Annotated in this window: 22 protein-coding genes and 1 pseudogene; 8 read left to right on the forward strand and 15 right to left on the reverse strand. The window is 74.1% G+C overall.

The window, feature by feature from the left end; all coding sequences use genetic code 11:
- Nucleotides 1–5: 5 nt before the first annotated feature.
- Nucleotides 6–2,552: a cytochrome P450 gene (locus CRP52_RS01470; protein ID WP_097234690.1), complete on the forward strand. Its 2,547-nt coding sequence runs from the start codon at nt 6–8 to the stop codon at nt 2,550–2,552.
- A gap of 70 nt (nt 2,553–2,622) precedes the next feature.
- Here CRP52_RS01470 and CRP52_RS01475 read toward each other — a convergent pair whose 3' ends face one another.
- From CRP52_RS01475 to CRP52_RS01490, 4 genes are all read right to left on the reverse strand, one after another.
- Nucleotides 2,623–2,802, reverse strand: coding sequence for a DUF6126 family protein (locus CRP52_RS01475; RefSeq protein ID WP_097234691.1), 180 nt, complete (start codon nt 2,800–2,802; stop codon nt 2,623–2,625).
- A 68-nt stretch (nt 2,803–2,870) separates the two neighbouring features.
- Nucleotides 2,871–3,215, reverse strand: a complete 345-nt coding sequence (locus CRP52_RS01480) for an ArsR/SmtB family transcription factor (protein ID WP_097234692.1) — start codon at nt 3,213–3,215, stop codon at nt 2,871–2,873.
- Nucleotides 3,216–3,452: 237 nt separating this feature from the next.
- On the reverse strand, nt 3,453–3,914 hold the full coding sequence (locus CRP52_RS01485) for a hypothetical protein (protein WP_097234693.1): 462 nt from the start codon (nt 3,912–3,914) through the stop codon (nt 3,453–3,455).
- Nucleotides 3,915–4,170: 256 nt separating this feature from the next.
- Nucleotides 4,171–5,319: a glycoside hydrolase family 3 N-terminal domain-containing protein gene (locus CRP52_RS01490; RefSeq protein ID WP_257032224.1), complete on the reverse strand. Its 1,149-nt coding sequence runs from the start codon at nt 5,317–5,319 to the stop codon at nt 4,171–4,173.
- Between the two features lie 130 nt (nt 5,320–5,449).
- Between CRP52_RS01490 and CRP52_RS01495 the strand changes: the two genes are divergently transcribed.
- On the forward strand, nt 5,450–5,845 hold the full coding sequence (locus CRP52_RS01495) for a hypothetical protein (RefSeq protein ID WP_097234694.1): 396 nt from the start codon (nt 5,450–5,452) through the stop codon (nt 5,843–5,845).
- A gap of 13 nt (nt 5,846–5,858) precedes the next feature.
- Here the strand turns inward: CRP52_RS01495 and pdxR are convergent, their stop codons facing one another.
- Nucleotides 5,859–7,340: a MocR-like pyridoxine biosynthesis transcription factor PdxR gene (gene pdxR / locus CRP52_RS01500; RefSeq protein ID WP_097234695.1), complete on the reverse strand. Its 1,482-nt coding sequence runs from the start codon at nt 7,338–7,340 to the stop codon at nt 5,859–5,861.
- A 29-nt stretch (nt 7,341–7,369) separates the two neighbouring features.
- On the opposite strand from pdxR, the gene CRP52_RS01505 reads away from it, so the two are divergent.
- Entirely contained in the window at nt 7,370–8,221 is an 852-nt protein-coding gene (locus tag CRP52_RS01505; RefSeq protein WP_097234696.1) for a methyltransferase domain-containing protein, read from the forward strand.
- Between the two features lie 68 nt (nt 8,222–8,289).
- Here CRP52_RS01505 and CRP52_RS01510 read toward each other — a convergent pair.
- A pseudogene (locus tag CRP52_RS01510) lies at nt 8,290–8,610 on the reverse strand (hypothetical protein); the annotation flags it as partial.
- A 24-nt stretch (nt 8,611–8,634) separates the two neighbouring features.
- Entirely contained in the window at nt 8,635–9,132 is a 498-nt protein-coding gene (locus tag CRP52_RS01515) for a MarR family winged helix-turn-helix transcriptional regulator (protein WP_179852647.1), read from the reverse strand.
- A 122-nt stretch (nt 9,133–9,254) separates the two neighbouring features.
- Here CRP52_RS01515 and CRP52_RS01520 point away from each other — a divergent pair, with 122 nt between their 5' ends.
- The 3 genes from CRP52_RS01520 (at nt 9,255) to CRP52_RS01535 (ending at nt 12,626) form a co-directional block, all read left to right on the forward strand.
- Nucleotides 9,255–10,211, forward strand: a complete 957-nt coding sequence (locus tag CRP52_RS01520; RefSeq protein ID WP_218893052.1) for an EamA family transporter — start codon at nt 9,255–9,257, stop codon at nt 10,209–10,211.
- Nucleotides 10,212–10,253: 42 nt separating this feature from the next.
- Nucleotides 10,254–10,895 carry an NAD(P)-dependent oxidoreductase gene (locus CRP52_RS01525; protein ID WP_097234698.1) on the forward strand — a complete coding sequence of 214 codons (642 nt, stop codon included), beginning with the start codon at nt 10,254–10,256 and terminating at the stop codon, nt 10,893–10,895.
- Between the two features lie 114 nt (nt 10,896–11,009).
- Complete coding sequence (locus CRP52_RS01535; protein WP_257032225.1) at nt 11,010–12,626, forward strand: alpha/beta hydrolase; 1,617 nt, start codon at nt 11,010–11,012, stop codon at nt 12,624–12,626.
- A 74-nt stretch (nt 12,627–12,700) separates the two neighbouring features.
- Here CRP52_RS01535 and CRP52_RS01540 read toward each other — a convergent pair whose 3' ends face one another.
- Nucleotides 12,701–12,997 carry a hypothetical protein gene (locus CRP52_RS01540; protein ID WP_097234700.1) on the reverse strand — a complete coding sequence of 99 codons (297 nt, stop codon included), beginning with the start codon at nt 12,995–12,997 and terminating at the stop codon, nt 12,701–12,703.
- 41 nt (nt 12,998–13,038) lie between these two features.
- Nucleotides 13,039–13,425 carry a hypothetical protein gene (locus tag CRP52_RS01545; protein ID WP_143685610.1) on the reverse strand — a complete coding sequence of 129 codons (387 nt, stop codon included), beginning with the start codon at nt 13,423–13,425 and terminating at the stop codon, nt 13,039–13,041.
- A gap of 585 nt (nt 13,426–14,010) precedes the next feature.
- Here CRP52_RS01545 and CRP52_RS01550 point away from each other — a divergent pair.
- Nucleotides 14,011–15,447 (forward strand): lytic transglycosylase domain-containing protein, encoded by a 1,437-nt coding sequence (locus CRP52_RS01550; RefSeq protein ID WP_097234702.1) that lies wholly within the window; start codon nt 14,011–14,013, stop codon nt 15,445–15,447.
- A gap of 129 nt (nt 15,448–15,576) precedes the next feature.
- Here CRP52_RS01550 and CRP52_RS01555 read toward each other — a convergent pair whose 3' ends face one another.
- Nucleotides 15,577–16,164 (reverse strand): TerD family protein, encoded by a 588-nt coding sequence (locus CRP52_RS01555; RefSeq protein ID WP_097234703.1) that lies wholly within the window; start codon nt 16,162–16,164, stop codon nt 15,577–15,579.
- 329 nt (nt 16,165–16,493) lie between these two features.
- On the opposite strand from CRP52_RS01555, the gene CRP52_RS01560 reads away from it, so the two are divergent.
- Nucleotides 16,494–18,794 (forward strand): hypothetical protein, encoded by a 2,301-nt coding sequence (locus tag CRP52_RS01560; RefSeq protein ID WP_257032226.1) that lies wholly within the window; start codon nt 16,494–16,496, stop codon nt 18,792–18,794.
- A gap of 66 nt (nt 18,795–18,860) precedes the next feature.
- On the opposite strand, the gene CRP52_RS01565 is transcribed toward CRP52_RS01560, so the two are convergent.
- From CRP52_RS01565 to CRP52_RS37530, 5 genes are all read right to left on the reverse strand, one after another.
- Nucleotides 18,861–19,598: a VOC family protein gene (locus CRP52_RS01565; protein WP_097234704.1), complete on the reverse strand. Its 738-nt coding sequence runs from the start codon at nt 19,596–19,598 to the stop codon at nt 18,861–18,863.
- A 32-nt stretch (nt 19,599–19,630) separates the two neighbouring features.
- Nucleotides 19,631–20,308: a hypothetical protein gene (locus tag CRP52_RS01570; protein WP_097234705.1), complete on the reverse strand. Its 678-nt coding sequence runs from the start codon at nt 20,306–20,308 to the stop codon at nt 19,631–19,633.
- A complete protein-coding gene (locus CRP52_RS01575; protein ID WP_097234706.1) occupies nt 20,305–20,949 on the reverse strand; it encodes a class I SAM-dependent methyltransferase in 645 nt (214 codons plus the stop codon). Before CRP52_RS01575 ends, CRP52_RS01570 begins: the two co-directional genes overlap by 4 nt.
- Before the next feature lie 268 nt (nt 20,950–21,217).
- Nucleotides 21,218–21,991 (reverse strand): bestrophin-like domain, encoded by a 774-nt coding sequence (locus CRP52_RS01580; protein WP_097234707.1) that lies wholly within the window; start codon nt 21,989–21,991, stop codon nt 21,218–21,220.
- Between the two features lie 88 nt (nt 21,992–22,079).
- Complete coding sequence (locus tag CRP52_RS37530; protein ID WP_143685612.1) at nt 22,080–22,304, reverse strand: hypothetical protein; 225 nt, start codon at nt 22,302–22,304, stop codon at nt 22,080–22,082.
- Between the last annotated feature and the right edge of the window lie 600 nt (nt 22,305–22,904).

Raw genomic sequence — 22,904 nt, forward strand, 5'->3', positions numbered from 1 at the left:
ATGTCATGACCCTGACCGAGACGCAGAAACGGATCGTCTCCCCGAGAACCGCTCCGAGAACCGCCCCGGGCCCCTCCCCCGTGGCCCGCGCCGCCGTCCCCCCGCTCGCCCCCGGCGCCCTGCCCGGCCTCGGGCACACCGCCGCCCTGCTGCGCGACCCGCTCGGCTTCCTCGGCTCCCTGGCCCGCCACGGCGGCGTGGTCCGGATCCGGCTCGGACCCCGCACCGTCTGCGTGGTCACCGACGCCCGGCTGGTCCACACCCTGCTCGTCGCGCTCGCCTACGACTGCCCGCGCGGCGCCGTCCAGGACACCCTCAAGACGGCCTTCGGCGACGGCCTGCTGATGTCCGAGGGGCAGGCCCACCGCGACCGCCGCCGGATCATCCAACCCGCCTTCGCCCCGGACCGGATGGCCGAGTACCTGGCCGTGATGCACCAGGTCGCCGAGGAGCGGGCCGGCCGCTGGCGCCCGGGCCAGGTCCTCGACGTGGCCAAGGAGATGAACCACCTCGCGCTGGAGATCGTCACCCGCTCGCTCTTCGATGCCCGGCTCAGCGAGGACGCCACCGTCGCCTTCCACCGGGCGCTGCCGGACCTGGTGAAGGGCCAGATCGTCCAGTCCCTCTACCCGCACCCGGCGCTCGGCCGCCTGCCGCTGCCCGTCAACCGGCGCTTCGACGCCGCCGTACGGGTGCTCAACCGGGTGGTCGACCAGGCCGTCAACGCCCCTGCCGCGAGCGCGCGTTGGAACACCGGCCGGGGCACCCTGCCGGCCCTGCTGCGTGCCGCGACCGACCCGGCCACCGGCCGGCCGCTCACCGAGGCCGACGTCCGCTCCGAGGCCATCACCATGTTCGGCGCGGGCACCGAGACCGTCTCCACCACGCTGACCTGGCTGCTCGACGAACTGCTGCGCCACCCCGAGGTGGAGGCCCGGGTCCTCGCCGAACTGGACGAGCACCTGCCCGCCGGTACCGCGCCCACCCCCGAAGCGCTCGCCCGGCTCACGTACACCCGCGACGTCACCCAGGAGGTGGTGCGGCTGCACGCGCCCAACGCCTTCCTGATGCGCACCGCCAAGGTGCCGGTCGAGCTCGGCCCGTACCGGATCCCGGCCGGCACCGAGCTGCTGTACAGCCTCACCGCGCTGCACCGCGACCCGGTGCGCTACCCCGAACCGCTCGGCTTCCGGCCCGAGCGCTGGCAGGACGGCGGCGGCGCCGGACGACCCTCGTTCCTCCCCTTCGGAGCCGGCAAGCACAAGTGCATCGGGGAGGCCTTCGCCTGGGCGGAGCTGACCGTCGCGGCGGCTGCGATCCTGCGCCGCTGGCGACCGGTGGCCGTGCCGGGGGCGCGGGCCCGGGAGGTGGTCTGGACGACCGTCCAGGCGCAGGGGCTGCGCGTCCGGCTGGCACCGCGCGAGGACCGGGCACCGCGCGAGGACGTGGCCTCGGGCGGGGAGCGGACACCCGGTGGCGACCGGACGGTCCGCGCCGAGCCGACGCTCCGCGGGAGCGGCACGCCGGCGAAGCCCGGTGGGCCGGCGGCCCCGGCCCGGTGCCCGTTCACCGCCGCGGCCCCCACGGTGCCCCACACCCCGGCCCCCGCCAGCACCCCCGCCCCGCTGCGCGCCGCCGAACTGCGGGCCACCGAACTGCGCGCCGCCGCGGACCGGCACGCCGACTGGACGGTCCGCCAAGGCCTGCTCGCCCCCGCCGAACTGCCCGGCTACCGGGCCTACGCCCTGCACGAGTTGATCGGCCACGCCTTCCCCCGCGCCCGGGGCGCCGAACTCGACCTGCTGGTGGACGTGTTGGGCTGGTTCACCATCCTCGACGACCGCTTCGACGGCCCGCCCGGCCGCCGCCCGGCCGAGGCTCGCGCCGTGGTCGACCCGCTGATCGCGGTCCTCGACGGCGAGCAACTCCCCTCGGACGACCGGCTCCTGAGCTCCTGGCAGGAGCTCTGGGAGCGCCAGACCGCCTCGATGTCCCCAGTCTGGCGTGCCCGCGCGGCCCGCGAGTGGCGGGCCTGCCTGGCCACCTTCCCCGCCGAGGCCGACCACCGCGCCCGCGGCACCGTGCCCGCCCGCGGGCTCGGCCTCGCAGACACCATGCGGCTGCGCCGCCACGGCAGCTGCCTCTACCCGTTCATGAACATACTGGAACGGGTCCACGGCTCCGACGCCCCCGCCGCCCTGCACGCGGAGCCCGCACTGCACCGCCTGCGCGCCAACACCGCCGACGCCGCCACGCTGATCAACGACCTCTACTCGCTGGAGCGGGAGGAGCGGCAGACCGCGGCCGCCTTCAACACCGTGCTCACCCTCCAACGGGCCCGCGGCTGTACCCGCAGCCGGGCCCTCCGTGCGGTGCGCGACCGGGTGGCACGGCTGCGGCGGGAGAACGAGGAGCTGCGCCGCGACCTGCGGCGCCGCCACCCGGAGGGGCGCTGGTACCTGGACGGCACCCGGGAACTGGTCGCGGGCGTACAGGCCTGGTCCAGCACCAGCGACCGCTACCTGGTGCCGGACGCCGGCCGGCGCCGCTGACCGGACGACTCCGTCGAGCGGCGCGACCCCGTCAAGCGGACGACCGGAGGAGCCGCCCGCCCCGGTTCCGCTACTTCCGGCCGCCGAGCGCGAACAGCAGCAGCACGAAGCCGGCGAACAGGTGCGTGGCGAAGATGTAGATGCCCGCACGGATCAGCATCGCCTTGCGGCGCTTCTTCTCGTCGCTCGTGCTGTCGCTCGTACTGGTGCTGTTGCTGGTGCTGGTGCTGTCGCCCGCGCTGCTGCTCATGGTGGGTGGTTCTCCTCGGATCGGGCGGTCGGGCCGGACGCCGCTCGGCACGGCCGGCTCGGCGGGACTCAGCGCGGCTGCCGGACGCCGGACGCGCGCAGCTCGGTGAGCAGCGCGCCCTGGTCGGTGATCAGTTCGGTCAGGATCCGCCGTGCCGCGCGCAGCAGCTCGGCGACGTCCGGGGTGCTGAGCGCGTACACCACCGTGTTGCCCTCCCGGGTGGCCGTGACCAGCTGGGTGCGGCGCAGCACCGCGAGCTGCTGGGAGAGGTTGGACGGCTCGACCTCGATCTCCGCCAGCAGCTCGCGCACCGGCCGGGGTCCGTCCTGGAGCAGTTCCAGGACGCGGATGCGCACGGGGTGGCCGAGGGTGCGGAAGAACTCCGCCTTGGCCTGGTACAGCGGGACCGGCATGGTCGGCGCCCCTCCTCTGGTCCGGCTCGGTGGTCGTCGGGCCGGGCGGGGTCCGTGCCGCGGCCGGTAGGCATCATCGCGGACAGATGAAGACTTCTTCAAGTCGCCGGGGTGTGGCGATGGCCGGCGAGCGCGCGGGAGTGACCGACGTCACCTGCGGCGGTCGTGTCGGGGCAGGCCGAAGCCGAGCCCGGGGAGCTGCCAACTCCCGGGCTCGGCAGCGACAGTGATGAAACGTCAGCAGACCACCGGCACATCGACCGTCACCGGGGCCGGTCCCCGCCAGTAGCTCTCGACCGAGAAGGATGCGTGCACGGTCGACCCGCACGGCACGGTCGCGGTGACGCCGTCGACCCGCACGGTGCTGACCGTGAACACGGCGCGGCCGCTCACCGCACCGAGCGAACCGCCGCCGGCCACGTCGGCCGACAGCCGGGTGAACAGCTCCTGCGGCGCCGGCGGCCACGGGGTGCCCGGGGACGGCGGGCCGGCCAGCCCGATCTGCCCGTAGAGCACGACGCTGTCACCGGTGACGTCGGCGCAGACCTTGGTGGACAGTCCGGCCTGCAGTCCGGACCACCCGCAGGTGGTGACGGTGGTGGTGGCGGCCGTCTGGGTCGCGGCGAAGGCCGGTACGGGCGCAGCGAGCAGGGCGGTGGCACCGGCGGCACCGGCCGCGATCCTGGCGATGCGGTTCATGGGCTCCTCCTTGGAGGGTGCGAGGGGAACGATCAAGGACAGGTGGCGTGGCACATATGACATTTCATAGGCCCACGACAGGAACTTTGCCATGCGATTCCCATGCCAGGCTCCCGATTTGCCCTTCGAAATAGTGCCGCGACCGAAAGCAGACCTTCGATGGCGTAATCACTCCAGGACGGCCGAACGCCCGCTCACGCCCGGGCGACACCCACGTTGACCACGGGTGAACCCGCGGCCACCGCAAGCGGCGGGGTCAGTCGAGGGAGGCGCGCAGGGCGTCGATGCGGGCGACGGCGGTGGTGAAGGCGGCGCGGTCGAGGCGGCCGGAGTCGAGGGCGGCGGCCAGGGCTTCGGTGGCGTCCTCGGCCTGCTGCGGGTCGCGGGCGGAGCAGAGCAGCAGGTCCATGCCCGCCTCGGCGGCGGCCACCGCGCGCTCACCGGTGTCACCGAAGGGGACGAGGGCGCCGGCCTCCATGGCGTCGGTGACGGTCACGCCGTCGAAGCCGAGCCGGTCGCGGAGTTCGCCCTTGATGACGGCGGGCGACAGGCCGGCCGGGCGCTCCGGGTCCAGTGCCGGGTAGACCGCCCAGGAGGCCATCACCAGCCGTACGCCCGCCGCGATGGCGGCCCGGTAGGGAGCCTCGTCGCGGTCCCGGATCCGCTCCAGCGGGAGGTCGAGGGTGACCGGGCGCTCGTCCGTGTTCTCGGCGCGGGCGGCGGCACCGAGGCCCGGGAAGTGCTTGGCGGTCGCGGCGACCCCGAGGCCCTGCTGGGCGGCGAGGAAGGCAGTGCCCAACTGGCCCACCGCGGACGGGTCCTGACTGTAGGAGCGCTCGGAGTGGTCGATGAAGTTGTCCGGGGTGTCGAAGACGTCGAGCACCGGGGCGAGGTTGAGGTTGAGCCCGGCGTCGGTGAGCGTCCGGGCGGCGCCGAGGCCGGATTCCGCCGCGGCGGCCACCGGGTTCGGGGCCTGGCCGGTGCGGCGGGCGGAGAGTTCGGGGGCACCGCGCAGCCGACGGACCTTGCCGCCCTCCTGGTCGGTCATCAGCAGCAGCGCGTGCGGGTGCGGTGCCTCGGCCGCCGCCTGCTTGAGCTCGGCGACGGCCTCGGCCAGCTGTTCGGGGCCGGTGATGTTCTGGCCGAAGAGGATCACCCCGGCCGCCCGGCCCTCCCGGATGGTCTGCAGCACTCCGGGCGGCGGGGTCGGCCCTGCGTACGAGAGGACGATCCGCCGTCCGGCGAGGGTGCGGGAGTCCTCCGGGGCCTGGGCTGCCATGGTGACGGTCCTCTCGGTGTGGGTGGGGCGCACCTCGGAGGCCGTTCCGAGCGGAACGGGCCCGAGGGAGACCCCCAGGACCGCGAGCATCACCCCGAACCGGGCGACTCGCCGGAGCGGGGCCATCACGCCTCCTGGGGCAGCAGCGGACTTCGGCCCGTCAGCGTACCCAGCGGGCGTCCTCACCAGTCCGTTCCGCACCAGATTCATCCGATAATCCGATAGGCACTTCACGGCGGCACCGTAGAGTGGCCGAATGTTCGACCGACTGGAGATCAGGATCCTGCCGCCCGGGCCACGCATCCCCGCCGAGCTGCGGTTCTGGGTCAACGGCGAGGACCTGGTCGCCCAGACCACCGGCCCGGACGGTCTGGGCCGATGGGCCGCCCTGCTGTTCCCGCACGACCGCCCGAGCCCGCTGCACGCCACCGGCAAGCCGCACCGGGTGGAACTGGGCGAGCCGGAGTGCACCGGCGGCTGCTGCGGCTACCTCTCCGCCACCGTGCAGCGCTTCGGCCCCGTCGTCCGCTGGGCCGACTGGGAGGTGCCGTACCTGCAGGCCCGTCCGCCGGAGTTCGACTTCGAAGCGGAGCAGTACGACGCCGAACTCGCCCGCGTCGAGGCCGACCTCCGGCGGCAGGAGCCCTCGTGAGGCTTGCCCCCCATCACCCCGCGAGCCGGACCAACTCCCCCAGGACGGCGATGCCTTCGGCCGTCTCCGGCGGCGAGCCCGCCGCGTAGCCGAGGACCAGACCCGGCGGGTACGGGAGGCGGGCGTGCCAGGACAGGGGCTGGACCTTGACGCCCCGGGCCAGTGCGGCGGCGGCCAACTCGGCGTCCGTGCAGCCGATGTCCTCCGGCAGGGTCAGCATCAGGTGGAGACCGGCGGCCGCGCCGTGGACCGTGGCGCCCGGGAGGTGGGTGCGGATGGCGGCGATCACGGCATCCCGGCGACGGCGGTGGCGGCGGCGCAACAGCCGTAGGTGGCGGTCGAGTTCACCGGATTCCATCAGCCGGGCCAGGACCAGCTGCGGCAGCGCCGGATTGCCGAGGTCGGCGAAGCGCTTGGCGTCGAGGACGGCGTCCCGCAGGCGGGCGGGCACCAGCAGCCAGCCGGTGCGCAGGGCGGGGGCGAGCAGCTTGGAGATGCTGCCCGCGTAGCAGACCCGGTCCGGCAGGGCGGCCCGGAGCGCGGGCACGGGCGGGCGGTCGTAGCGGTGCTCGGCGTCGTAGTCGTCCTCGATCACCAGACCGCCCTCGGCCGCCCAGCGCAGCAGTTCGCGCCGGCGGTCGCCGCCGAGGACGACCCCGGTCGGGTACTGGTGGGCGGGGGTGAGCAGGACCGCCGGGGCGCCGGTGGCGCGCAGGGCGTCGACCCGGACGCCCTCGGCGTCGACCGGGACGGACGGGGTGGCGGCGAGCCAGTGGGCGAGGTGCTGGCGCGCGCCGAGCGAGCCCGGGTCCTCGACCGCGACCTCGGTGATGCCCTCCTGTCCGAGGGCGCGGCCGAGCAGGGCCAGCGCCTGGGCCGTCCCGGCGACGATCAGCACCTCCTCGGGATCGGCGCGGATGCCCCGGTTGCGGGCGAGCCAGTGGGCGACCGCCTCGCGCAGCGCGGGGGTGCCGCGGACGTCGCCGTAACCCAGGTCGGAGGCGGCGAGGCCGTCGAGGACGGCGCGTTCGGCGCGCAGCCAGGCGGCGCGGGGGAACGCCGCGAGGTCGGGCACGCCGGGGGTGAGGTCGATCCGGGCGGGGGCGGCGCGCAGCTGGTCCCACACGGCGGGGCCGGGGTGGTCCCGGAAGAGGGCGGGGGCGTCGGAGCGCGGAGCGGGCGGCACGGCGGGAGGAGCCGGGCGCGCGACCACGACGGTGCCGCCCCGCCCGTACCCGGCGACCTGCCCCTCCTCGGCGAGGCGCCGGTAGGCGTCGGTCACCACCCCGCGGGAGACGCCGAGTTCGGCCGCCAGCACCCGGCTGGCGGGCAGTCGACTGCCGGCCGGGAGCCGCCCGTCGGCGACCGCCTCGCGCAGCCGGCGGGCGAGCCAGTCGGTGAGGCCGCCGGGCGGGGCGTCGGCGGTGTCGAGCTGGAGGAAGTCGGCACCGGTCTCTTTGGACCTGTCCGATGCGGCGGCTTTGGACCTGTTCACCGGACCATAGTGACGCGAGGGTGGGGTCCATGACCACGGAAACGGCACTGCCCGACAAGCAGGACAGGTACGAAAGCAAGAACTACGTCCACGGCTACTCGGACACCGAGGCGCAGCGCCTCGGCGACCAGGCGGACACCCTCGCCTGGCTGCTGCACACGGGCACGGCGTACCCGGCGGGCAGCCGGGTGTTGGAGGCGGGCTGCGGGGTGGGGGCGCAGACGGTGCACCTGCTGGCCGCCAGCCCCGGCGTGCTGCTGACCGCCGCGGACCTCTCGGCGGAGTCGCTGGCCCAGGCCCGCGCCCGGGTGGCGGAGCAGGTGCCCGGCGCGGACGTGGCCTGGCACCACGGCGACCTGCACCGACTGCCCTTCCCGGACGCCTCGTTCGACCACGTCTTCCTCTGCTTCGTGCTGGAGCACCTGCCCGATCCGGCGGCCGGGCTGGCGTCGCTGCGGCGGGTGCTGCGGCCGGGCGGGACGATCACGGTGATCGAGGGCGACCACGGCTCGGCGTTCTTCCACCCGGAGAGCCCGGCGGCCCGCCGGACGATCGACCACCTGGTCCGTCTCCAGGCCGGGGCGGGCGGCGACGGCCTGCTCGGCCGCCGCCTCCACCCGCTGCTGACGGCGGCCGGTTTCGCGGACGTGACGGTCCGCCCGAGGACCGTCTACGTCGACGGCTCCCGCCCGGCCCTGGTGGAGGGCTTCACCCGGCGGACCTTCGTCGCCATGGTCGAGGCCGTCCGGTCGGAGGCGCTGGCCGCCGGCCTGACCACCCCGGAGGAGTTCGACCGGGGCATCGCCGAGCTGCGCCGCGCCGCCGAGCCGGGCGGGACGTTCCACTACGCCTTCTTCAAGGCCGTCGCGGTCAACCCCTGACGACCCCCGGCAGAAGGCACGAGGCCCCGACGCGACACCCCGGCGCGGCGCCCCGACACAGGGCCCGGCTATTCGGCCGTGATCCGCAGGATGCCGGTGGTGGTCCCCTGGTAGACCACCCCGCCGGGGGCAATGGAGCCGACCATCTGGAGCGTGTCGAACAGGAAACCCGCGCCGAGGTAGCCGGTGCGGGTGACGGCGCCGGTGCGGGGGTCGATCTCGGCGTAGTAGGAGGGGTCGAGGATCGAGGTGATGTCGGTGCCGGGGATGACGGGCTTGCGCAGCACGGTGTGGATCAGCCCGTCGCCGGTGGAGAGCCGGGGGACGGCGGCGGAGCGCACGCCGGTGTCCCAGGCGAGGTCGCAGCCGGAGCCGTCCGCCCGGACGTCGGCCGAGGCTCCGGGGAGCGGAAGTCAATCCGAGTTGTCCCCGAGGGCCACCAGCAGGGCGCGCATGGCGTCGACCAGGGCGGCGGTGCGCTCGTCGTCGAGGCCTTCGAGGAGACGGAACTCGTTGGCCAGGTGGTCGGGCAGGGCGCGATCGATCAGGGCGTGGCCCTCGGGGGTGAGGGCCACCTCGCGGCTGCGGCCGTCCTGGTCGCTGCGGGTCCGGGTGACCAGTCCGCGGGCCTCCAGCCGGTCCAGGCGCTGGGTGATGGCACCGGAGGTGACCATGGCGGACTGCATCAGGCCGGTCGGGGTGAGGCGGTAGGGCGGGCCGTTGCGCTTGAGGGTGGCGAGGACGTCGAAGGAGGCGGCGTCCAGGCCGTGCTCGGCGAAGGTGCGGTTGAGCGCCACGTCCACCAGGCGGTAGAGGCGCTTCAGCCGGCCGAACACCTCCATCGGGGAGACGTCCAGGTCGGGGCGCTCGGCGGCCCACTGCGCGACTACGCGGTCCACATGATCTGCCACGGGCTCCAGGGTAGGCCCGGTAGGGGTGATTCCGGGCAGATACCTTAGCGATGAGGTAACTGTGAGCCACGTCACCCCGCAGGGCGATGAAGAGTGTCTTAGCGCTGAGATACATTGGTTTAGTGCTAAGACATCGCCTCGCCATCGTCCTGATGACGGCCCTCGCCCCCGCCGTCTGGGGGACGACGTACTTCGTCACCACCGAGTTCCTGCCGCCCCACCGCCCGCTCCTCGCCGCCGTCATCCGCTGCTTACCCGCCGGGCTGCTGCTGATCGCCCTCACCCGCCGACTTCCGCAGGGCAGCTGGTGGTGGCGTTCACTGGTCCTCGGCGCACTCAACATCGGCGCCTTCCAGGCCCTGCTCTTCATCGCCGCCTACCGCCTTCCCGGCGGCATCGCGGCCACCGTCGGCGCCGTCCAGCCGCTGATCACCGCCGGGCTCTCGGCCGCGGTCCTCGGGGACCGCCTCACCCTGCGCACCGTGCTGTCCGGCATCGCGGGCGTGGCGGGCGTGAGTCTGCTGGTCCTGCGGGCCGGCGCCCGGCTGGACGCGCTCGGGCTGGCCGCCGCGGTCGGCAGTGCAGTGGTGATGGCCGCCGGCATCGTGCTGTCCAAGCGCTGGGTCTCCCCCGCGCCGCTGCTCGCCACCACCGGGTGGCAACTCACCACCGGCGGGCTGCTGTTGGTGCCGGTGACGCTGCTCACCGAAGGCGCACCGCCGTCCCACTACAGCACCGGGAACGTGCTCGGCTACGCCTACCTCTGCCTGATCGGCGCGGCCTTCACCTACGCGCTGTGGTTCCGAGGGCTGAAGGTGCTCCCGCCGACCTCGGTCTCCTTCCTCGGGCTGCTCAGCCCGGTGGTCGCCACCGGGCTCGGCTGGCTGGCGCTCGGCCAGGACCTCAGCCCGCTGCAGGCGCTCGGCGCGCTGGTCGTGCTCGGCTCGCTCGTCGTCGCCCAGACCCGACGGCCCCGCACCGACGCCCGGTCGGCGCCGGAGGCATCGGATGCTTCGGAGGCCTCCGCGCCCGCCACACCGCCCGTGCGGCCCACGCCGCCCGTACGCGAGAACGCCTGACCCTCCTTTCCGGACCCGACCCACACCCCAGGAGAACACCCCATGCGCATCACCGTGTTCGGCGCCACCGGCAACGTCGGCAGCCGGATCGTCACCGAGGCCCTCGCCCGCGGCCACGAGGTCACCGCCGTCGTCCGGGACCCGGCCAAGCCGCACGGCCTGCCGGCCGAGGTCACCCTCACCGTCGGCGACGCCGGCAACCCCGAGGACGTGACCCGGATATCCGCCGACCAGGACGCGGTGCTCACCGCCACCCGCCCGTCGCCGGGCCGCGAGCACGAACTGTCCGTGACCACCAAGGGTCTGCTCGCGGGCATCGCCGGTACGGGCGTGCGGCTGCTGGCCGTCGGCGGCGCCGGCAGCCTCATCGTCCCCGGCGCCGACGGGGCGACCCTGGTGGAGACCCCCGGCTTCCCCGCCGAGGTCCGGCCGATCGCCCTGGCCTGCGGCGAGCAGCTGGACCTCTACCGCGCCGCCGGCGAGGACGTCGACTGGACGTACCTGAGCCCGGCCGCGCTGCTCGAACCCGGCGTGCGCACCGGCCGCTTCCGCCTCGGGCGCGACGAGCTGCTGGTCGACACCGAGGGCAACTCGGCGATCTCCATGGAGGACCTGGCCGTCGCCCTCCTCGACGAGGTCGAACGGCCCGCCCACCGCCGGGCCCGGTTCACCGTCGCCTACTGACGGCCGTCGCCCGGGGATCGGGTACGCCCCCGGGCGGGGGTGTACCCAGCACCACCCCGAAGACGGAAGCAGGGGTGATCGATCGTCAGGGCGCCGACGGACAGGATCGTTCCCGTGACGAACACCGCAACGCCCGCAACGACCGCAACGACCGCCACGGCGGCGAGCCCCGCAACGACGAACCCCGCAACGGCGGCCACCGCCTCCCGGACCCGGCGCGCCGCGCTGGCCGTGGCCGCTGCCGTGCTCGCCGGTCTCGCCCTGCCGGCCACCACCGCCACCGCCGACAGCGCCCGCGACCCGGGCGACGCCGACCCGGCCCCCGCCCGCTACACCCACCAGACCCTGGACTGGCAGCCCTGCGCCAAGCAGCCCGCCCTGGACTGCGCCACCATGACCACCCCGCGGGACTGGCACCACCCCGGCGTCGGGGCCGACCTCACCATCGCCGTCTCCCGGCACCGCGCCACCGACCCGGCCGCACGCAGGGGCACCCTGCTGCTCGCGGCCGGCGGCCCCGGCGCCTCGGGCCTGCTGCGCCCGGCCGGGCTGGCGAACTCCGCCCCGGCCGTCGGCGCCGCGTACGACATCGTGGGCTTCGACCAGCGCGGCGTCGGCGAGAGCACCAAGGCGGTCTGCCAGAGCCAGGCGGAGTTCGATGACTTCCTGGCCGGCGACTACCGCGACCAGTCCCCCGCCGCGATCGACCGCGTCATCACCAACTCCAAGAAGCTGGCTGCCAGTTGCCAGGAGCACAGCGGCGACCTGATCCCCTACCTGAACACCGAGCAGACCGCCCGCGACATCGACCTGTTCCGCGGCCTGCTCGGCGAGCGCAAGCTCAGCTACGACGGACCGTCCTACGCCTCGATGATCGGCGCCTACTACGGGGCGCTCTTCCCGCACCGGGTCGACCGGATGGTGCTGGACAGCAACATCGGCTTCGAGGGCACCTGGGAGAAGTTCCAGCTCGGCCAGCCGATGAGCTTCCAGCGCCGCTTCGACGAGGACTTCCTGCCCTGGCTCGCGGCCCAGGACGCCACCTACCACTGGGGGACGACGCCGGAGCAGGTGCGGACGCACTGGGAACAGCGGCGGGCCGCCCTGCACGACGCGCCCATCGTCGAGGGTTCGGTGACGATCGGCCCCAACCAGTGGGACAACGTGGCCATCTCGGCGATCTACGAGGCCGAGAACTTCCCCGTCCTCGCCCGGCTCCTGACCACCGTCGACAACTGGCAGAGCGCCGACCCCACCACCAGGACGGCCGCCGCCAAGGCCTTCAGCGGCTACCTCAGCCCGGACTTCCTCGCCGAGTACTTCTCGGTCACCTGCAACGACACCCCGTGGACCAGGGACCTGGACAGCTGGGTGCAACGCGGCGCCGAGAACACCGCCCGCTGGCCGCTGGTGGGCGCCCGGTCGCTCGCCTTCGGCGCGGTCTGCGCGTCCTGGCCGGTCGCCCCGGCGCCCAAGGTGAAGGTCACGGGCGCCCACCTGCCGGCCACGCTGATGCTCAACTCGGTGCACGACCCGGCGACGTACTACGAGGCGGCGCTCGGTGCCCACCGCGCGCTGCGCGGCTCGCGGCTGGTCACCGTCACCGGGAGCGGGGACCACGGCCAGTACCCCGGGTCCAACCCCTGCGTCACCGATGTCGTGGAGCGCTACCTGCTGGACGGTGAGGCACCCGCCCACGACCTCACCTGCGCCACGCCGCAGACGAGTTGACGAAGCAGGCTGCCGACTCCGGGGCTCACGGAGCGACCTCGGGGCCACGGCCCGGAGGTCGGGCCCCGGCCCGGTCAGCTCCGGGACCGCGCCTTCAGCCGGTCCCGGAGCCGGTCGAGGGCGAGAGCCAGCACGACGAAGCCGCCGACGGTGAGCTTGATCCCCGCCTTGGCGACGATCCAGCCGATCCCCGGGACGGTCCACCCCAGCCAGTGGAGCGAGGCCAGCAGCGCCGCCGAGGCGAAGAGCGCGGCCAGGACGGTGGCCGTGACGGCGGCAGCCCGCGAGAGCTCCTGCGGACCGCCCTCCGTAGCGCCGTCCTTACCGCTCTCCGTACCGCCGTCCTTGCCGACGGCCGCGTCGTCCACCATGTCGTTCGTACCCCCCTCATCCGTGGAGGGATCATACGACCTCAGCGGCAGCCGTGGTGGGTGTCCCCGAGGTGCTCGCCGGTCTCCTCGTCGGGGAAGCTGACGGCCAGGGTCACCCGGTACTCGTGGACGTCCTCCCGATGCCCGGGCACCCGGGCCCAGGCCACCGAGTGCACCTCGGCCTCGGGGGCCTGCCGGCACCAGGCGGCGGCCTCGTCCAGGGCGCGTGCCGCCGACCGGCCGGTGCACACCACGGCGGTGTAGGCGGCGACCGCGACGTCCCCGCCGCCGGAACGGCCGCTGCGCGACACCGCCCGGACGGCGGCGGCGGCCTGGGTCAGGTCTCGGGCCAGGTCGTCCACGACCCGAGGGGGTGCCGGCAGGAGGACCGCTCCCTCGGCGACGGTCTCCGGCAGGTTCGCGCTCACGGTCCGGACCTCCATCCGCATCATCACGCGGCACAGCATGCCGGGCGGTGATTCCTGGCATGCCCACTTTCACCAGAACGTCACCCGTCCAGGGGCGAGTTGGGGACGCACCCTGGCGCCGGCAGGGCCGTCCTGCTAGGGCCTGTCCGACTTCCGCTCCTCATGTTCCGGCAGGTCAGGCCGGTCGGCCCCGGGCGCCGCCGGGGAGCCCGAAACGCCGCGCACGTACCACCCCTGCGCTCCGAACCGCCGGTCCGGGCCCCGGGGCGCCGGGCCGCCCACCGGCCCACTGCCGTTGGGGCGTTGGCCAACTTCCGCTGTGCTGTGGGGAGATGACGCTGGCTACGGGCGGAGACGGCGCAGGTCGCGAGCCCGAGCGGGAACCTCCGGGGCCGCGCGTACCCCCCGCTGAGGTGCACGTTGACTCCGCGGTGGGGCTCGGGCCGCCTCCCGGTCACCCTGTCCCTGTCAGATCGTCGTGATACTAATCGTCCGGTGGCGGGTGCCGTCATCAGGTGGACCGGCACGATGACGACAACTCAACCGTTCCGGGACAATCCGGGCGGCGACGGGGAGGGGACACGGATGACGGCGAGGTTCGGCAGTACCCAGGGCGGGCGCAAGCTCCGGGTCGGCAAGCGGGTCACGGGGACGGCCGCGGCCTTCGCCGCGCTGGCGGCGCTGACCGGCTCTCAGGTGACGGGCCTCGGACTCGCGCCGGTCGCGGTCGCCGACACCGGCCCGACGAACGGTGCCGCCACCCAGTCCGCCGGCTCCCCGCTCGGCAGCTCCCCGCTCGGCAGCTCCTCGCCCGGCATACCCGGCACCTTCGGCACCGGTGTCCCGGCCGACGGCGGCGGCACCGTCCAGCTCCCGCAGCCGCCCGGCACGCTGCCCGGCGCACCCGCCGCCGGCCCGTTCGCGGCCACCGGGCCCGCGCTGCCCGCCACGGTCTTCGCCGCCTACCGCCAGGCCGAGGCCTCGCTGGCGCAGCGCTCCCCCGGCTGCCACCTGCCCTGGCAGCTGCTCGCGGGGATCGGCCAGGTCGAGTCCGGCCAGGCCAACGGCGGCCAGGTGGACGCCTCGGGCACGCTCCTGCAGCCGATCCTCGGCCCGGCCCTGGACGGCAACGGCTTCGCCGCGATACCCGACACCGACGGCGGCCGCTACGACGGTGACGCCCGCTGGGACCGCGCCGTCGGCCCGATGCAGTTCATCCCGTCCACCTGGGAAGCCTGGGGCGCGGACGCCAACGGCGACGGCAAGGCCGACCCGAACAACGTCTTCGACGCCGCCGAGGCCGCCGGGCGCTACCTGTGCGCGGGCGGCCGCGACCTCGCCGACCCGGCGCAGCTCGACCGGGCGGTGCTCAGCTACAACAACTCGGGCGAGTACCTGCGGACGGTCCGCAACTGGATGGCCCACTTCGGCAGCGGCACGGTGGCCACCGTCCCGAACCGCCCGGGCTCCCCACTGCCGCCCGTCTCGCTGCCCTCGCCCTTCCTCCCGGTCGCCGGCGGCACCACCACGGGCACCGGCAGCACCGGCACGACGCCCGCTCCGGCTCCCACGCCGGACCCGACCGCGCCGGTCACCCCCGCCCCGGCCCCGTCGCCGACCGCGCAGCCGACGACCACCCCGAGCCCCACCACGACGCCCACGCCCACCGGTTCACCGTCGCCGAGCGCCACCCCGACGACCACCCCGACCGGGACGCCGACCACGACCCCGACGCCCACCGGTACCCCGACGGCGACGCCCACGGCCTGCCCGGACCCGTCGGCCACGGCCACGCCCACCGGCACCCCGACCGGAACGCCCACCCCGACGGGCTCCCCGTCGCCCAGCGCCACGGCAACCCCCACCGGCACCCCGACGGCGACGCCCACGGCCACGCCCACCGGCATCCCCGGTTGTCCGACGCCCACCCCGACGGCGACGAGCACCCCGGGAGCCCCGAGCGCAGCGCCCAGCACCACCCCCAGCGCCTCGTTCTCGCCTGCGGCCACCCCGAAGGGCTGACCGGGCAGATCCAAAATCACCGGGGGCGCGGTTCCGTAGGAGGAACCGCGCCCCCGGTGCGTGTGTGCGTGCGTGTGGATGGACACCTGCCGCCCCGGACCGGGACCGGCGGCGCCGCCGTGACCGGGCTCAGAGGTGCTTGACCAGCTCCGGCATCAGGTCCTGGAAGGTCCGCCCGCTGGCCGGCTGGCCGATCGCGGTCATCTGCCAACCGGTGCCCATGCGCTGCACCTTGGCCATGATCTGCGCCGTGTACGGGCCGCCGCCGGTGAGCGTGTAGCGGGCCAGCTCGGCGCCGGTGGTCTCGTCCACGAGCCGGCAGAAGGCCGCCTCGACCTCCTGGAAGGTCTGGCCGGTGAAGGAGTTGACGGTGAAGAGGATCTGGTCGACCTCCGCCGACACCGTGGTCAGGTCGACCGTGATCGACTCGTCGTCGGTCGCGTCACCGGCGCCGCCGACCAGGTTGTCCCCGCTGTGCCGCACCGACCCGTCGTTGCTGGTCAGGTGCTGGAAGAAGACCACGTCCACCGGCCGTCCCTGGGCGAACAGCACGGCCGAGGCGTCCAGGTCGATCTCCCGGCCGGCGGCGAGCAGCTTGGCCAGGAAGCCCTTGCGCTCCGCCGCCCTCCAGCCGAGGCCCATCCGGACCAGGCTCAACTGTCCACCGCCCGGCTTCTCCAGGCTGATCTTCTGCCCCTTGGCCAGCGAAACGCTCATCGCGTCCTCCTCGTTCTGCCACCGTCTGCCATCGCCGCGTGCCGCGAATCTACATCACTGTAGAAAGTTTGTGATCATCCGACGACGCCCTGCGGGCACCCCCTACCCCGCGCCGCCCCGGGCCTCACCCCCGACGACGGTCCGCACCCTGAGGGAACCGGCGGTCCGGCGTCTGACGTAGAGGCCGACCGGGACCGAACGGCCGGGGCGGCGCACCGTCTAGGGTCGGCCCCGAGGCGCCGCCGGTCGCCACGGCAGGACGCCCGCGCACCGTTCGTTCCACTCACGACCGTCACCCGGTCATGCCGACTCGCAATGGGGGGACCACCATGCCCGAGCAGCACGAAGGAACCGAACAGCAGCAGGGAACCGAACAGCAGCGGGTAACCGCGCCGTTCGAGAGAAGCGAGCAGCACACCGCGCCACCACCCGTCAGCGCCGCCACCGCCTCCCGGCTCGGCCGACGGCGCCTGCTCCGGGCCGGTTTCGGCGCGGGCGGCGGCCTGGCCGCCGTCCGTCTGCTGCCCGGCGGCCGGGCGTGGGCCACCGCCCCGTCGCCCGCGCCCTTACCGCCGACCCTGCCCGCACCCGCGGCCGTACCCGCGCCCGGACCTGCCGCCGGAACCGCCCGCGACGCCGTCGCACCGTCCTGGCCCGGCTGGGCCCGCTACGCCCGGATCGCCGACGGCACCTTCAACGAGCCCGCCGACATGCAGAGCGCCGTCGACGCCCTGAAGGCGCAGGAGGTCAGCGTCATCGAGCTGGACACCCTGCTCTCCAACTGGCTCACCGAAGCCGAGTTCACCGCCCACATGGCCGAGGTGAAGACCTTCACCGGCCTGGCCCACGCCGCCGGGATGAAGGTCGTCATGTACTACCCGTCGCTGGAGCTGATCTCCCCCGGTGGCGAGAAGGGCCGGTCCTTCTACAAGAACGACCAGGGCAAGAACTGGGTCCAGCGCGACCTCGCCGGAAAGCCCAACGTGTTCTACGGCAGCGTGGTGGTCTGGGTCGACCCCGGCGACGAGAGCGTCTGGCTCAGCCCCAACTCGCCCTGGCGGGACTACTACCTCAAGCGGATCAAGGGTGTGGCAGCCACCGGCGTGGACGGCATCTGGCCGGACGTGCCGATCTACTTCGACGGCGTGCTCTCCTGGTGCGACGCCTCCACCTGGGGCGCGGCCGCCTTCCGGGCCGACACCGGCCTCGCCCTGCCCAAGGCCGCGAACTTCGCCGACCCGGCCTTCCGCCGCTACGTCGAGTGGCGCCACCGCAACCTGCTCCGGTTCCAGCTCGACATCGCCGCCGCGGGCCGTTCGGTCAACCCCGACCTGGTCACCTTCGTCGAGACCGTCTCGATGGACTACCGCTACGCCACCTCCATCGGCCTGGACGGCGGCTACCTGCGCCAGGCGCCCGGCGCGGTGAGCCAGGTCTGGGAGGTGGACATCCTCGGCAACTACGACGGCATGCGGCACGCCACCGCCTCCGACTGGGTCTGCCTGATCTCGATGTACAAGTACGCCCGCGCCGCCAGCGGCACCAAGCCCGCCTGGGCGTTCTCCTACGGCTGGCAGCCCGATGACGCCTCGCTGGTGATGTCCCAGCTGATCGCGGCCGGCTGCAACCCGTACGAGGTGAAGACCCCGTTCAAGAACGACACCGTGGACGGCACGATGCGCACCCGGATGTACCGCTTCGTCCGCACCAACCAGCAGAAGCTGTACGACGCGACCTCGATCGCCCAGGTCGGCGTCTACCACTCGGCGCCGTCCCGGGACTACGTGGCCCCCGGCGAGGGCAACGGGATGTACGTCAACGCCACCGCCCCGGCCGGGATCACCGACTGGTGGGGCGGCGACGACCCGCAGATGAGCTGCGCGCAGGTCCCCTGGCTGGGCGAGTTCCGGGGCACCGTGAAGGCCCTGGTCTACGCCCACGTCCCCTTCGACACGGTGTCCAGCCCCGGCCTGACCGCCGACGACCTGGCCCGGTTCAAGGTCCTGCTGCTGCCCGACCTGCAGGCGGTCTCCGACGCCGAGGCGGCGGTGCTGCGCGCCTTCGTCGCCGGCGGCGGGACGGTCGTCATCACCGGCCCGGCGCCCACCGCACTGGACGAACTCGGCGCCCAGCGCGCCGAGTTCGCCCTCTCCGACGTGCTCGGCCTGCGCCGGGCCGACCCGCTGCCCGCCACCGGGCAGAACTCCTACGGCAGCGGCACCTGTTGGTACGTCAAGGCCCGGGCCGGGCTCAGCTACCTGACCAGGACCGACCAGGCCTCCGCCGACCAACTGCTCACCGCCGTACGGCAGTCCGCGCCACCGGCGGTGACCCTGGCCGGGGACCGGCGGATCTTCCTGGACGCCCGGCGGCTCGGCGGCGACACCGTCGTCCACCTGGTGAACTTCACCAACTTCGGCGACACCCCGGCGGACTTCCGCACCACCCCCGCCAACTGCACGCTCTCCTACGCCCTCCCGGCCGGGGCCGCCGTCACCACCGTCACCGTCGCCAGTCCGGACGGCACCGACCCGGCGCCCAAGCCCGTCCCGTACACCGTCACCGGCGGGACGGTGAGCGTGCCGCTGACCGTCGCCCAGTACTCGGTGGTGACGATCACGGCCGGCTAGCGGATCGGCGCGGGGATCCGCCGGCGGGTGGCGGGGTCGTCCTCGCCGCCCGAGCGGGCCCGCGGGCTACAGGGGGCTGAGCAGGCAGAACTCGTTGCCCTCCGGGTCGGTCAGGATCCGCCACGAGATGGCGGACTGGTCGATGCCCGGGTCGGAGGCGCCCAGGGCGCGCAGCCTGGCCTCCTCGGCTGCCGGGTCGTCGCCGCGGTAGGGCCTGATGTCCAGGTGGACGCGGTTCCACCCGCTCTTGGTGTCGGGGGTGCGGATGAACTCCAGGTAGGGGCCGACGCCGTGGGAGGAACGCATGGTCGCGTGGTCGTCGTCGACCTCGTGCACCGTCCAGTCCATGGCCTCGCCCCAGAACCGGGCCATCGCCCGCGGGTCGGTGCAGTCGACCACCACCGCGGCGATCGGCCCGGTGTCCCGGTAGATCTCCCGGGGCTCCAGGACGCAGAACTCGTTGCCCTCCGGGTCGGCCATGACCGTCCAGGGGACGTCGCCCTGCCCCACGTCGGCGAGCGTCGCGCCGAGGTCCTTCAGGCGCGCGACCAGCTCCGCCTGATGGGCGGTCGAGGTGGTGGCCAGGTCGAGGTGCACCCGGTTCTTCGCCGTCTTGGCTTCCGGGCGGGCGACGAGATCGATGCAGACGGCCGCGGGGTCGGGGTAGGCGAAGCCGACCGGTTCGAGGTTGGTCACGCCGGGGCCCTCGCTGTCGACCCCCCAACCGAGTGCCTCGGCCCAGAACCGGCCGAGCGCGGCGTCGTCCTGGGCCTTCATGTTGATCTGTACGAGTCGTGTTGCCATGCCGCAGATCCTAGATCCGGAGTCGGCCGGGATCAGCTGTCGCCGTCCAGCAGGTGCTGCCGCACCTCCTGGAAGGACCACGCCCCGCCGGCCGGCCGGGAGAACACCCAGACCAGGTCGAACCGGTCCGGCCAGGCGGCGGGCGCGCCGCTGCCGACGGCCCCCAGCGCCTCGACGATCCGCGGGATCCGCGAGTGCTCCCAGCAGATCAGCACCGGCTGCGCCCCGGCCAGCGCGGCACCGGCCAGCGCGGACTCCTGGGACTCGGCGTACCCGGTGTCCACCGTCAGCCCGAGCGCCGCGGCCAACGGGGTGACGGTCTGGCGCATCCGGTGTGCGCCGGCCAGCGGGCCCTGGTCGGCAGCGGCGAAGATCCGGGCCGGGGTGTGCAGGCCGGGCGCGGGCGGGGAGAACAGCGAGGGCAGCGCCCTGGCGCGGGCCCAGCCGCGCTCGGTCAGGGACTTGCCGTCCTGCTTGCCGTTCTCGTCCAGGCCCGGGTGGCCGCCGTCGGGCTTCTCGCCGTGCCGGATGATCATCACGACGGCCGCACCGCCCGGATCGTTCGCCCGCGCCGCCGCCTCGGACTTCCCGGCCTTTCCCGGCTTGTCCTGCTTGCCCGAAGAGCACCCGGCCACCACCAGCGGGGCGACGCCCGCCAGCCCGGCCAGCAGCGCCCGCCGGCTGGGGTCCGTTGTCCGGCGGCCGGTCATGCGACGGCCCGTTCCAGCCGGACCAGCGCGTCCACCGCCACGCCGGAGGACCCGGCGGCGACGCCCTGGTGCCCGGGCTCGCCGCCGACCGTGCGGTGCACCCGCTCGGCGCGGACGGTGTGCAGGCCGAGTCCGTCGAGGTCGGCCAGGACGTCCTCCGGGGTGAACAGCACCGCCGGATCCTGCGGCCCGCCGACGCCCTCGGTGAGGTTGCTCAGGTCGTGCCCGACGACCAGCAGGGTGCCGCCGGGGGCCAACGCCTCGGCCGCGCGGCACAGCACGGTCCGGCGGTCGGCAGCCGGCAGCTGGAGGTAGGCCACCAGGACGAGGTCGTAGCCGGCGGCCGGCGCATCAAAGGTACGGGCGTCGCCGTGGCGCCAGGTGAGGCGGTCGGCGACCTCGTCGGGCAGTTCGGCGGTGAGGCGTTCGGCGCGTTCCAGGGCGACGGCGGAGAAGTCCAGCCCGGTGACCTCCCAACCCCGGTCGGCCAGCCAGATGGCGTTGCGGCCCTCACCGGCGGCGAGGTCCAGGGCGTGGCCGGGGGCGGCGTCGGCCAGTTCGCGGACCACCCACCGGTTCGGCGCCGCGCCCCACACCAGCTCGCTCGCGGCGTAGCGGTCGTCCCAGTCCTGGCTGTCCATCGCGCCTCCTCCGTTCCTTCGGTGCGGCTTCCTCGGGCCTGCCCGTTCCGGTCAACCTACCGGGCCGCCGCGGTCCGGGCCGGGAACGGTCCAGCGGACGGACACCCTCGACGCCCCCTATTGGTCCAGTCCAATCTGTTCAGTTGTGACGTGGCCGGACCGGCCCGCCGCAGGTGTCGGCCGGTGCAACAGCGACGGCCCGCGCGGAGCTCCGCGCGGGCCGTCCGCCGACCGGGACGTCCGCCGACCGGGACGTTCGCCGACCGGCTCAGTCGTTGAGGTTGAGCGAGGGGAACAGGTCCACGAACGGCTGGGTGGTCACCGAGACGCTTCGCGAGAACGGGTCGTCGAAGTCCCAGATCATGAACAGCAGGAAGGCGATCAGCGCACTGAAGCACAGTGCCAACACCAACTCCCGTGGTGTGCGCCGGATCTGCAGGGCGAACAGCATGCCGACGGTCACCACGGCGCCGCCGATCAGCCCGAACCACACGATCCCGGGCATGGTCGGCCCGGCGTTCTGGCCGCGCGCGTCGCGGGCGTCCGATGCCTGGCTGATCCGGTCCATGATCGGCTGGTAGGCCTGGGACTCCAGGTCGGAGGCCGGCGGCCGGGTGGCGACGTCGGTCTGCAGCTTCTGCAGCAGCTGGTCGCCCTTGGCGCTGATCTCGCCGTTCTCCTTCATGTAGTCCCACTCGACGTTCACCACATAGGTGACGTAGGCGTCCACGTCGGCGCGGACCTGGTCGCGGAACTCGACCGGGTAGACCACCGCCCGGTCGCTCACCTCGCGCAGTGACTGCGCCTCGCGGAACAGGTCGTCCTGGGCGGCGCCGCGCGCCTCCCAGACACCCGCGATGGCGAGACCGAGGACGATCGCGTAGACCACCCCGATCATCATCGTGATGTATTCGATGACGTCCGGGGTCTCGTCGGTGTTCACCTCGGCACCGCCCACCCGGCGGTGCCTCAGCAACACCACCGCCACCACGACGACACAGGCCGACGCCATGGCGATGGTCAATGCCACCCATTCGGACATGGGAACTCCCTTCTCTGGCTTGGCTCGTGACGGAACGGAAAGCTCGCGGACGGCCCGGGTTCGGGGCCGGTCCGGGGGTGGGGTCCGATCAGGACCGGCCCGAGCGGCCCCGACCGCGGCCCGGGCGCAGGGCGGCCGCCGCCAGCACGCCGGGGACCATGATCATCAGGATCGTGGTGGTCATCGGGGCGGCCTGGTGGCGCTGCGGCAGGGGCATCGGCTTCGACGCCGGAACGTGGAACACCGGCCGCGCGGACGGGGTCGGCCACAGCGGGCTCGGCGGCGCCGGGATCGACACCGTGGGGGTCGGCACCGCCGGATCGGGTCCGGGCGGGTCCGGCAACGGGGCCGCGGGCGGGGGTGGCGCGGGCACAGCCGGAGCGGGCGCCGGGGGTGGCGGAGGCGGCGTCGGTGCGGGCGACGGGGGCGGCGGCGTCGGGCTGGGCGCGGGTGGCGGCGTCGGCGACGGCGTGGGACTCGGAGTCCGGGTGGGTGTGGGCGTCGGACTGGGCGTGTGCGTCGGGGTCGGAGTCGGGGTGTGCGTCGGCGACGGAGTCGGTGTGGGCGTCGGACTCGGGCAGGGGTGCGGGTGGTGATGGTGGTGGTGCGGCCAGTGGTGCCAGCCGTCCCCGTCGTGCTCGCCGTGCTCCTCGTCCGGCCGCCCAGGTGCCGGCCTGAGCCCGGCCGAGGGCGAGGAGGAGGGCGCGAGCGGCGCCGGGGCGGCCCTGGGCGTGCGGCACGGGTGGTACCCGTGCGGGGGCTTGCGGCCGTGCTTGCTGCCGTCGGCGTTCGGGGCGACGCTGACTCCGACCTGGACGTCGACGTCGACTCCGACGTCCACGCTCCCGCCCGGCCCCACCGACACCGACACGTCGGTCTCCGTGCAGACGCAGGTGTCCACCACCGGGCCGTG

The organism is Streptomyces sp. 1331.2 (assembly GCF_900199205.1).
Classification (GTDB): Bacteria; Actinomycetota; Actinomycetes; order Streptomycetales; family Streptomycetaceae; genus Kitasatospora.